General features: G+C 63.0%; 9 protein-coding genes. 1 reads left to right on the top strand and 8 read right to left on the bottom strand.

Annotated elements, in window-relative coordinates:
• Window positions 1–6 precede the first annotated feature (6 nt).
• The 7 genes from WKV53_RS25305 to WKV53_RS25275 form a co-directional block, all read right to left on the bottom strand.
• Window positions 7–900, bottom strand: coding sequence for a DUF58 domain-containing protein (locus WKV53_RS25305; protein WP_341407625.1), 894 nt, complete (start codon window positions 898–900; stop codon window positions 7–9).
• 20 nt (window positions 901–920) lie between these two features.
• A complete protein-coding gene (locus WKV53_RS25300; RefSeq protein WP_341407624.1) occupies window positions 921–1,904 on the bottom strand; it encodes an AAA family ATPase in 984 nt (327 codons plus the stop codon).
• A gap of 110 nt (window positions 1,905–2,014) precedes the next feature.
• A complete protein-coding gene (gene yjjJ / locus WKV53_RS25295) occupies window positions 2,015–3,397 on the bottom strand; it encodes a type II toxin-antitoxin system HipA family toxin YjjJ (protein ID WP_341407623.1) in 1,383 nt (460 codons plus the stop codon).
• A 112-nt stretch (window positions 3,398–3,509) separates the two neighbouring features.
• On the bottom strand, window positions 3,510–4,016 hold the full coding sequence (locus tag WKV53_RS25290; protein ID WP_341407622.1) for a DUF5069 domain-containing protein: 507 nt from the start codon (window positions 4,014–4,016) through the stop codon (window positions 3,510–3,512).
• A 52-nt stretch (window positions 4,017–4,068) separates the two neighbouring features.
• Entirely contained in the window at window positions 4,069–5,262 is a 1,194-nt protein-coding gene (locus tag WKV53_RS25285; RefSeq protein WP_341407621.1) for a KamA family radical SAM protein, read from the bottom strand.
• A 71-nt stretch (window positions 5,263–5,333) separates the two neighbouring features.
• On the bottom strand, window positions 5,334–6,035 hold the full coding sequence (locus WKV53_RS25280) for an RNA polymerase sigma factor (protein WP_341407620.1): 702 nt from the start codon (window positions 6,033–6,035) through the stop codon (window positions 5,334–5,336).
• Complete coding sequence (locus WKV53_RS25275; RefSeq protein ID WP_341407619.1) at window positions 6,032–8,839, bottom strand: serine/threonine-protein kinase; 2,808 nt, start codon at window positions 8,837–8,839, stop codon at window positions 6,032–6,034. Before WKV53_RS25275 ends, WKV53_RS25280 begins: the two co-directional genes overlap by 4 nt.
• Window positions 8,840–8,955: 116 nt before the next feature.
• Here WKV53_RS25275 and rsmH point away from each other — a divergent pair, with 116 nt between their 5' ends.
• A complete protein-coding gene (gene rsmH, locus WKV53_RS25270) occupies window positions 8,956–9,987 on the top strand; it encodes a 16S rRNA (cytosine(1402)-N(4))-methyltransferase RsmH (RefSeq protein WP_341407618.1) in 1,032 nt (343 codons plus the stop codon).
• Here rsmH and WKV53_RS25265 read toward each other — a convergent pair.
• Window positions 9,977–11,224, bottom strand: a complete 1,248-nt coding sequence (locus WKV53_RS25265) for a HupE/UreJ family protein (protein WP_341407617.1) — start codon at window positions 11,222–11,224, stop codon at window positions 9,977–9,979. The two genes, rsmH and WKV53_RS25265, sit on opposite strands and share 11 nt — an antisense overlap.
• Window positions 11,225–11,230 lie beyond the last annotated feature (6 nt).

Here is an 11,230-nt window from a genome sequence, read left to right as displayed (position 1 = left end):
GTTAGCTTAGCGGGTGCGCTTGCGGGCGCGTTTTTTCAAGAGACGATGCAAATCGCCGAGCCGGTCACGGTCGGTCGAGATCTGCGCGTGGTCGATGCCGTTCTTCTTGCAGATGGCGCGGACGCCTTCCATTTGCCGGCGCATCAGCTTCTCATAGCCCATGCGGAGGTTGGCATTGTTGGTATTGATCAGCGCTTCCCAGCCGGTTTCGGGATCGGTGAAGACGACACGGCCGGCTTTCGGCAGGGTCATCTCAAGGGGATCGGTCACTTGCAGGGCGACGGTCTCGTGCTTGCGAGCGACCTTGCCGAGGGGCTTGTCGAGCGGGTCGTCGAAGAAGTCCGAGATCATGAACACAAAGGCCTTCCGGCGCAGGGTGCGGATCAGGAAATCGCAGGCGGATTGGATGGAGGTACCCTGCTTGTCGGGCTGCGCCATCAGGATTTCGCGGACGATTCGCAGCACGTGGCGCGTTCCCTTCGCGGCGGGGACAAACAGGACCGGCTCTTTCGCGAACAGCAGCAGGCCGACCTTGTCGCCATTGCCGGCCGCGCTGAAGCCGAGGATCGCCGCTGCTTCGGCTGCGGCTTCACGCTTGGAGAAGTGGACACTGCCGAATTCGCCGGAGCCCGAGATGTCCACGGCCAGGATCACCGCCAGCTCGCGCTCTTCGCGGAACTTGCGGATGTAGGGCGTGCCCATCCGCGCGGTGACATTCCAGTCGATGAAGCGGATTTCATCGCCGTGCGCATACTCGCGGAAGTCATCGAAATCGAGGCCTTGGCCACGGAACGAAGACTGGTATTCGCCGGCAAAGGTTTCCCTCACCAGTCGCCGGGCCTTGAGCTCGAGCTTCCGGACCCGGCTCATCACTTCCTCGATGTGCTCGTCTTGAGTCATGGCGAGACGGCAGATGAGTCTTAAGGCACCGGCACCTTCGAAAGGATGCGATCCAGGATCTGGTCCGTGTTCACTTCTTCCGCTTCCGCTTCATAGCTGAGCAGGATGCGGTGGCGGAGGACGTCGTGGACCATGTCCTTCACATCCTGCGGCGTGACGTAGGCGCGGCCGGCACTGAAGGCGCGGGCGCGGGCGGTGAGGGCGAGATTGATCGTGCCACGCGGTGAGGCGCCAGCGCGGATGAGGTGCTTCAGGCCGCCATCGATCTTTGCCGGGAAGCGGGTCGCGCGGATGAGATCGACGATGTACTCGCGCACGGCGGGATCGATGTAGATCTGGTTCACGTGCGAGCGGGACTCGGCGACCTGCTGCGGGCTGGCCACGGTGCGCGTCTGATAGACCGGAGAGGAGTTCGCCATGCGGTCGAGCACCTGCAGCTCTTCGTCCTTGGTAGGATAACCCACGCTCACCTTGAGCAGGAAGCGGTCGAGCTGGGCTTCCGGGAGCTGATAGGTGCCTTCCTGGTCGATCGGGTTCTGCGTCGCCAGCACCAGGAACGGCTCGGGCAATTTGTAGGTCGTGTCTGCGAGCGTGACCTGCTTTTCCTGCATCGCCTCAAGCAAGGCGGACTGGACCTTGGCCGGTGCGCGGTTGATTTCGTCGGCGAGGATCAGGTTATTGAAAATCGGGCCCAGCTTCGGCGTGAACTTCGCCTCCTGCGGGTTGTAGACCATGGTGCCGAGAAGGTCGGCCGGCAGCAGATCGGGCGTGAACTGGAAACGCGCGAAGCTGGCATCGAGCGAGCCGGAGAGCGCTTTGACCGCGAGGGTCTTCGCCAGGCCGGGGACACCTTCCAGCAGGATGTGTCCATTGCATATCAAGCCGACGATCAGCCGGTCCACCAGCCGGTCCTGACCGACCAGCACGCGGCCCATTTCTTCCTTCACGGAGGTAATCCAGCCGCTGGTGGCGGCGATCCGGTCCTGCAGTTCTTCAGTCGTCATTGTTCGGCTTTCGAAAAGAATGGGTGCCCGTGGGCGACACGGCCAGCGCGAATCCACGCCGACACCGGCAAAGCGACCCGGGGCGCGTTGCGTGTCTAAAAACACCGCCTTCAGCCGAACCTCTCGTGCAAGCGTGTCAGCGCTTCGCCGGCATTCCGCGCGGTGGCCGCGAACTCCCGCGAGACCCGCTGGTCGGCGATGACCCGGCTCCAGAATTCCCGGGCCAGTGAAAGCATCTCCCGCCAGGCCTCCGCTGCGGCGGGGACAGGCGGGGAAGGGGCGAAGGTGCGGTCCATGAGCTCTCCCTGCGGGCCCGGGGCCCAGAGCATGGGGAGCATGTCGTAGGCGGGGGCGAGCTCGAGCGGGAGCTCATCGGTCATGCGGAAGCTCAGGTTCTCGGCGTGCATGGCGTCATTGCCGATCAGCTCGCCGAAGGCCTGCAAACGGCGCACTTTCGCGGCTTCCGTGGCGTCAATGAGGCCGGATTTCTCCAGGTCGGAGGCTTTGGCGGTCCAGTCGGCGCTGTGGCTGCCATTCAGGGACTTCAATGAGATCACGGGGAGGCGTCCGCCTTGGCGAGTGCGGTCGAATCGCGTGATTTCGAGAAAGCGACGTCCGCCCGCGTCGAGCAGGCGGTGGCCTTTTTCCGCGAGGCCGACTTCTGCCAGCAGCTCGAGCGCGTGCCATTCCATGGCCAATAGGTCAGCCCAGCGGCGGCCGGTTCCTTGGGTCATCGGTGGGGAGAATTTCACCAGCACTTGGCGGCGCTCGACGCCGGATTCCTCAAGGGTGGCGAGAAACTTCGGCTGCTCGCCACCAGCCAGCCCGCCGATGGGGCTGCCTGACATGGTCCGGATGGCGAGTTCCGGGTAGCGCATCATCGCCTGATGCGGGGCCAAGGTGGTCTCGGGAAGTGGCTGGATTTGTAGGGCGAGGGCGCGCCGGAGAGCGTCGTCGCCTAGAATCCAAGCGCCCGGGAGGTCCGTCCCGGCGGTTTGAAGGAACATGACGAGGTCGTCGTCATGCCAGAGCCGTGGGTCAGGTGGCACTTGCAGGCCCATCGCCAGTCGCTGCGCCTCGGCATTTCCGAGAAATCCGCCGGGCTGGAGGTCGCGGAGGAATCCCGGCAGGGAATCGCACAATCCGTCAGGATCGGTGAAGTGGCCGGCCCATGCGGGAGCGGTGTCGGCCCAGTGGATTCGCCACGCTCCGTGAAGCGCTTCGAGGGTGCCACGGGGCTCCGGCCGACCCGTGGCATCGATCCGATACAGGGTCCAGGCCGAGGCGGTTTTACGCACTTTTCGACGGAGCGCATAGCGCGTCCGGCGGGTGGCACCGATGCTGGTGATGTCCGGGCCGAGATCGCCGAGAGTCCGGGTGATCGTCGAGCGATCGACCCGGAAAACGGTGGCGAGGTCCGCGGCGGAGGCGGGGCCGCCTCGTTCGAGGCGCGAAGACAGGTCTTTTGTGGCTAATCGTGGGGGGCGAGCCATGCGCCGCGGGTTATGCAGCGAAAAATCGGCAAATGGGAAGCTCTGATACGTCTAACTACGAATCATTTACCTCGGATTTGCTGATTGATTTCGCAGCGAAATCTTCAGCGAATCAGGAGCGAATCCAAGCCAGCACCTTGGCGTCGTCACCGTCGGCCGCCCAGACTTGGCGGAGGAAATCGGCCATGTGGCGGTCACCATTGCGCTGGAGGAAGGCGCGGTCGCCACCGCAGCCATACATGAGGTCGGGATCTAGCTCGCCGCGGAGCTTGGCCTTCGCTTTGGCGAGAATCCGGGGCAGATAGGCGATCCCATCCATCTCATCGCCGAAGGTGGGAATGTCATCTCGCGTCAATTCCTTCTCGCCCGGCTTTCCCTTCATGACGACTTGGAAATAGTCCCGGCGGGCGGCTGCGACCAGCAGCGAGGTCGAAGCGGACGGGCTGCCTTCCTCGCAGAAGTCCTCCACGAAATCGAAGAACTCGCGCGGCTTGTACCCGATCTCGGCGAGCAAGGCGGAGTCGGCGGCAGTGTAGTAGCCGGTGAAGTCCTTGTCGCCGGACTGGTAGCGCTTCACGCTGCGGTCGAAGATGTCGAGAAAACGGTCGTTCCAGGTCATGTGCGGCTACGGTGTATCAGTAAGTGGATCGTGCAAGTGGCCATCTGCTAGATCAGGGGCAGCAGGTCGATTCCTCCTTCAGTCGCTCCAACTCGGTTCCCGGGATGATCGTGGGCTCGGGATACTCGAAGATTTCGCCTTCGTAGTTCCGCAGCACGGTCTTGTCGCGGTCCTGGTGGACCACGTAGTTGGGATTGAGCGGGATCTTGCCGCCGCCGCCGGGGCCATCGATCACGAACTGCGGGATCGCGTAGCCGGTGGTGTGGCCGCGCAGGCCCTCGATGATTTCGAGGCCCTTCGAGACCGAGGTCCGCAGGTGCGAGGAGCCGCGGATCAGGTCGCACTGATAGAGATAGTAGGGCCGCACGCGGCACATCAGGAGCTTGTGAACGAGGGCCGTCTGGACTTCCACGGAATCGTTCACGCCCTTGAGCAGCACGCTCTGGTTGCCGAGCGGGATGCCGGCGTCGGCCAGGCGTCCAAGCGCTTCCTTCACCTCCAGCGTCAATTCGCGGGGGTGATTGGTATGCACCGAGATGAACAGCGGGTGATACTTCTTCAGCATCTCGCACAGCTCCGGCGTGATCCGCTGGGGAAGGAAGATCGGGATGCGCGAGCCGATGCGCAGGAACTGGATGTGCGGGATCGCGCGGATGCGGCTGAGGATTTTCTCCAGCTTCGCATCCGAGAAGAGCAGGGGATCTCCACCGGAAAGCAGCACGTCACGGACCTCCGTGTGCTCCTCCAGATACTTGAAGGCGGCTTCCCACTGGGTTTCCAGATGCTGCTCGCCCACGCCGGAAACGACCCGCGAGCGGGTGCAGTAGCGGCAGTAGGAGGCGCAGCGGTCGGTGACGAGGAAAAGCACGCGGTCCGGGTAGCGGTGGACGAGGCCGGGCACGGGCATGTGCGAGTCCTCGCCGCAGGGATCGGCCATTTCTTCGGGCGCGTCCCAGGCTTCTTCCAGGCGCGGGATGACCTGCCGGCGGATCGGACAATTCGGATCGTTCGGATCGATCAGGTTGAAGAAGTGCGGCGTGATCGACATCGCCAGCTTGTTGCCGGCGAGGAGGACGCCTGCGCGTTCCTCATCGGTGAGCTTGATACGGCTTTCGAGTGCGGACAGCGAAGAAACGCGGTTCTTGAGCTGCCAGGCATGTTCGTGCCAGTCGGTCATCGCCTCCGCGGGCCAGTAACCTGGTGCATGCGAGCGGAAGGCGGGGTCGAGGTCGGATGAGTGGCCCATCGGGGTTCCGCGAAAATAGGGGGCTTCCGTTAGCTGTCAAATGGCAGCTTTGGGCGGTGACACGGTCCATTTTACTCCGAACTGGCGACGGCGATGAGGTGGCGGAGCTCGTCGGCGACTTCTGCCGGGTCATTTACGGTGGCCGCGACCTCAGCACGAATGAGTTCGCGAAGCCGCGCCCTCAGGCGGTGGATGGCCACTTTTACGGCGTTTTCGGACATTCCGAGGATGCGGGCGGCCTCGGCTTGGGAGGTTTCTGCACCCCCGTCGAGCCACGGCTTGAGTGTTTCAAAGACCTTGGATTTTCCGGTGTGCTCGGTTTCCAAGGCGGAGAGCGCGCGGGCGAGCAGGGCCAGCGCCCATTCGCGGTCGAAGGCGAGCGTGTCATCGGAAACGCCCGGCATCGGCAGGCCGGGTGCGGTATCGGTTTCATGGGTGAGCGAGACATGCTCGGCGCCGGCGCCGCGTTTAGCGGTGAGTTCGGCGTCGCGCTGATTGATCAGGAAGTGCTTCAACGCACCGAGCAGGTAGCTGCGGAAGCGACCCTGGCCCGGATCCGGCGATCCGAGCCCGTCCTCTAACACCACGGCGAAGAAGGCATGGGCTTTCTCTCGTGCAGCATCGTCACCGCGGCCATCGCGCCGGAGGAAGATGACCACCGGCTCGTAGTAAGCGGCGCACAGTTCGGAGAGCGCGGCGCGGGCATCTTCACTCTCGCCGTGGGAACGAAGAACCAAGGTCCAGCGAGTGGGATGGAAGGAATTCCCGGTCATCTTGAGGGCTTCTCGGAGGGTGGGGGCTCGTCTTCTCCCTCCCATGGCTTTGAGGGCTTTTCTGCAGGTGTGATGATCTTGAATGAGTCGGAGAGGCCGACGGTCTTCAGGGACTTTTGAAGCCATTCGGCACCACTGTTAGTCAGCACGACGGAGTTTTCCGCCTCGCCCGAGCCGACCACCACGTCAAACTGGCTCTTGCTTCCCGCGACTCTGATCAGCGTGGACATCGGGTCGAGATGGGTTTTCAGGATCGCCGCCGCGTCACCATTTGGAGGCTGAAACTCGATCCGGCAGTGGGGACGATAGCGTGGAGGGAGGTTGACTTCGTAGCGCCAGACGCCGTCTTCCATGCAGAACACGAATTCGCGATAGTCGATCTTGCCATCCGGCTTTGCTATTCCTGCCCAGAGAATCGTGGTGCTGGGCTTGCCGGGTGCGAAGATCTCGGTTGCCGGGTCGTTTCCACGCTTCAGGTATCGGATGTCGCCGAAAAACCAATTCGTGAGCCAAGTGACCGGGCCCTCCGTCCTGCCATCCGGATACTTTCGCCTGCTCAGCCACTTCACGAATTCGTCGCCGTCGGAAGCGTTGGCGGCTGAGTTCATCTTGCGGAAGACGTCTTCGGCGCTTTCCGCCGGGAGTTCGATGGCGGGATGAGGACCCCGCCCGGCTGCCCCGGTATTGGAGGGATGAGTATCCGTCAGGCCTTTGATCAGCCGGTAGCGGATCTTTACGCCGGGTGGATTGACCGAGGATCCAAACACCTCCAGCACTCCCATGCCTCCCTCGCGGGTGATGAAGGCCATCGCGTCGGGAGAAAAGGCCGGTGTCGCATAGAAGGTCCGGTCCGGCGTGTCGAAGCGATGTTGCCCTTCGTAACTGTTGTTCCAGTTGGCGATCACCCGTGACGGAGTCCAATCGTCGAAGCGCAAGGTCATGCCGCCATCCGGCTTGCTGCTATTCGCGGCACCCTCGAACAAGCGTAGCGAGATCGCAGGCGAATTTATCCCGGCATCCGCGCCGCTTGTCCGCAGCCATGCCAAGTCATCCACCCCAATGGCGGCCTCTCCCTTCCGGAGTTTTTCCGCGAGTGCTTCCGGTGGGCTGATGAATTCTCCCGTATCAAAATCCAACAGGCACGGAACTCCTGCTGCTGGCGAGGGAATGATGCGTTCGATGATGGGACCGAAGCTGCGATCCGGCGCCGCTGTCAGCTCTGCCTGGTGCACTTTCTCGTCCGCAGCACGCCGCGCGTCCTGCGCCCGCCGCTGCGAAGTAGCTGTGAAGCTTGAAGGTCTTAAAAGCGCGACTGCGAGGCCGAGGATCAAGAGGCTTGGCGGAGTCCACACGATGAATCTCAGTCCGGGACGCCAGATGCGGGAGATCCGCCCGCTGCGCATTCTGTTGAGTGCCATCAGGCTCCCGATGTAGCCGGCGACCACGGCCGTGAGTGCCAGCGCCAGCAGGATTCCTTGATTCGATCCTGAAGTGAACAAGGTGGTCGCCACAAACAGCAGCGCTCCTCCAAGGAACAAGCCGAGACTCCAGACGGTCAATTTGTCCGGTTCCAAGAAAGGCCCTTGGGGTCGCCTGACAAGTATCCGATCCAGCAGGCATCCAAGACATCCCAGCAAGCCAAGACCTCCGAAAACCGCACTCAATCCGAGGAACACAGCCATCGTGTTCAAGGTTCCCTGAAAGGGGGCGCCGATGAGGGCGGCCGCTTCAAAGGGAAACCAGTCGTTCGACTCCGTCGCAACCCGTATGGGGTCCCCGACGACATAGGCGGCCACCAAGAGCAAACCCGCTCCGAAAAGAAGCATCGAGGACCAGCGCAAGAGCTGCGACGGGCGGCCGGGTGATGAAACCGCAGGGGCGCTCCGGGATGTCCCGGCTGCCGCGTCTTGCACGTCTGTTTTCACCTCGCCTGCGCTTTGTTGGCGGAGTTCGCGTTCCTTTTCCAAGGTTCGCAGCACGATCTCATCGATCTGCGCATTCACTTCCGCGCGTCGGCTCGGAGCGGGGAAACGGCCTAGGGGCAACTCGCCGGTGAGCATTTCATAGATGACCACACCGAGGCTGTAGATGTCGGCGCGGTGGTCGACCTCATGCGGCTTCTCGTGCTGCTCGGGGGCCATGTAGGCGACGCTGCCGAGGGCGTTTCCAGTGCGGGTGAGCGTGAAGTCACGCGCTGGGTCTCCAACGATGCGGGCGATGCCGAAGTCGGCAATCTTCACCCGGCCCGCGGCGTCTAACAGAATGTTCTCGGGCTTGATGTCGCGGTGCCACACTCCTTGGGCGTGGGCCGCTTGGAGGGCATCGCAAATGCCGGGAACGAGGGCGAGCGCTTGTTCGGGGGTAAAGCGTCCCGCGCGCATGGCTTGGCGCAGATTCACGCCATCCACGTATTCCATCAGCAGGTAGAAAAAGCCGCCTGACTCGCCGTGCTCGAAGACCATGACGATGTTCGGGTGGTTCAGCTTGCCCAACACCCGCGCCTCGCGGGCGAAGCGCTCGGCGAAGGCGGGATCGCGGCCCAACTCGGGAAGGAGAATCTTCAAGGCGACGATGCGGTCGAGCGCGGGTTGGCGGGCCTTGAAGACGACGCCCATTCCGCCTTGGCCGATCTTTTCGAGCACCTCCAGGGTCGGGAACGCCGCAGCGACTTCCTCGATCGAAGGTGTCGCCCGGCCGGATTCGGGTGGGTCCTCGGCATCGCGCAGGAGGCACGCCGGGCAAAGCCCGCCCGGAGCGTGGGCGGGAATCGGAGCATGGCAAACCGGACAGATTTTCGTAGTCACACGGGTTCCTGAAGGAAGGCGCGCCTGAGGTTACAAGGAATCTGCTGAAACTGGCGAGAACGGTCCGGCGATATTTCCCATCGCGGAACCGTCCTCCGCCACCGTAGCCTCCCGCCATGGACGAAACGCCGCGGCCGCCGCGACGCAAGCGCTACTCGGGCAAGAACCCGCGGCGCTTCGAGGACAAATACAAGGAGCACAATCCGGATCGCTACGCCGACACGGTGGGCAAGGTGCTGGGGTCGGGGAAAACCCCGGCCGGCATGCACGTGCCGATCATGATCGAGGAATGCTTGGAATCCCTTCGGCTTGATGCCGGTCTAGCGGGCGTCGATTGCACCCTTGGCTACGGCGGCCATGCGCGGGAAATCCTGTCCCGTATTTCGCCCGGCGGTCGCTTGATCGGGCTCGATGTCGATCCACTTGAACAACCGAAGACCGAAGCTCGCCTGAGAGCGGCGGGATTCGGTGAAGAAGCTTTCACGGCAGTCCGCTCGAACTACGCCGGCATCCGAAAGGTGCTCGATGGCCTCGGGCTGGAAGCGGTCGATTTCATCTTCGCGGACCTCGGCTGCTCCTCGATGCAGTTCGACAACCCGGCCCGCGGCTTCACCTTCAAGGTCGATGGCCCGCTGGACATGCGGATGAATCCGGAGCGGGGGATTGCCGCGTCGGAGTGGTTGGCGAAGGTGAAGGAAGCGAAGCTGGCGGAGGCGCTGTTAGAGAACGCCGACGAGCCGCTGGCGGAGGAGATCGCGAGCGCGCTTGCAGGCCGCCATATTCCCACGACGAAAGCTTTGGTCGCCGCGCTTCACGCGATGCCTGCCGTCGCGAAACTCGATACGGAGCGCTCCGACCTCACCATCCGCCGGGTTTTCCAAGCGATCCGCATCGCGGTGAATGAGGAGTTCTCTTCGCTGGATGCCTACCTGCGACAGCTTCCGCTATGCCTGAAGCCGGGCGGTCGGGTGGCGATCCTGACCTTCCACTCCGGCGAGGACCGGCGGGTGAAGAAGGCATTCCAAGCGGGCGAGCGTGACGGGACCTACGCCGCAGCCAGCGATGGAGTCGTCACCGCCGGTCCCGACGAACGCCGGAATAATCCGCGCAGCATTCCCGCCAAGCTCCGGTGGGCGATCAAGGGATGACGGCTGCCTGTTTCGACTTGTTCATCAGCAACGCGAGCAACGTCGCGGCTGCGAGAATCGCTACGATCCACCAACCATGTGCCGCGAGGGCCGTGACGGCATGCTCGATCGGGTTCGGCCAGCCGAGGCCTCGCTCGGCAATCCATCCGAGCGCGGCGACACCGGCGAAGATTGCTCCGCCGATCCGGATGACGGCATAGGCCTTGGTCCGGCTCAGCAGCACCAGCCAGGGAGCGAGGCAGAGGACCACGAAAAGTTGCATGGCCTCGATCCCCAGATTGAAGGCGAGGATGTTCAGGGCGAGATGCCAAGTGGAGAAGCCTTGGCTTTCGAGCGTGCTGGCGAAGGCGAGGCCGTGGATCAGCCCGAAGCCGATGGCGATCCATGCTTCCTTTCCTGCAAACCACGGGCGGATAGCATGCACGGCGGAGACGAGGATGGAAACGGCGATCATCACCTCGACCGGTTGGGAAGGGAGTCGCAGCCAGCCCAAGCCCGCGAGGGCCAAGGTGAGCGAATGCCCGAGGGTGAAGGCACTGACAATCTTGAGCAGCCTCATCACCGTCGTCTTCACGCCGACTGGATCGCTCCAGCGTTTTCCTGCGGCGAGCAACGGTGCTGGGAGCAACAGCACCAGAAGGAACAACAGGTGATCGGTGCCCTCGGAAATATGCTGTATCCCGTGCCGGAACACGCTGCGAAAACCCTGTGTCCACGAGCCCCGGCTGCGATCGATGTCCATGCCGGTCACGACGAACTGGAGCATGCCGAGGGTTTCCGGATGCCCGGAGAAGACCGCCGTATCCCAGTCATTGCGCACGAAGACCATCGCGCGATGGGTCATCACCTCGTGATTGATGATCGAATAGTTGAAGCAGAATTTCCGAGGGCTTGCTCCCGGCGGAGGGGTCATGCGGACCTCGGCAATGAGATCGAACGGTGCCGAGCCGAGCTGGAGTTTCATCTCAGCTACCTCGACGGCCCACGGGCGGCCATCGGGAGCCATTGGCTGAATGTGCTCGGCGATGTAGGATTGCAGCTGCGGCTTGTATCGCTCGATGACCGAGGCTGGGTTGTCTAACAGCGGCTGCTTGAAACTCAGCTCCAGCTCTTGCAGCGGCAGGGTGAGTTCCGCGCTCACTGAGTCGGGATGGAAGTCCAGCGCGACCGCCGACCCCGGCACGTCGTGAGCCTGCAAGGTGACGATGGAGAGCAAAAGGAGCAGGAGGCGTTTCATGGCAGA

The sequence above is a fragment of the Luteolibacter sp. Y139 genome, assembly GCF_038066715.1.
Taxonomy (GTDB): domain Bacteria; phylum Verrucomicrobiota; class Verrucomicrobiia; order Verrucomicrobiales; family Akkermansiaceae; genus Haloferula; species Haloferula soli.
Note: the sequence above shows the minus strand (reverse complement) of the source record. Positions and strands in the feature narration are given on the sequence as shown.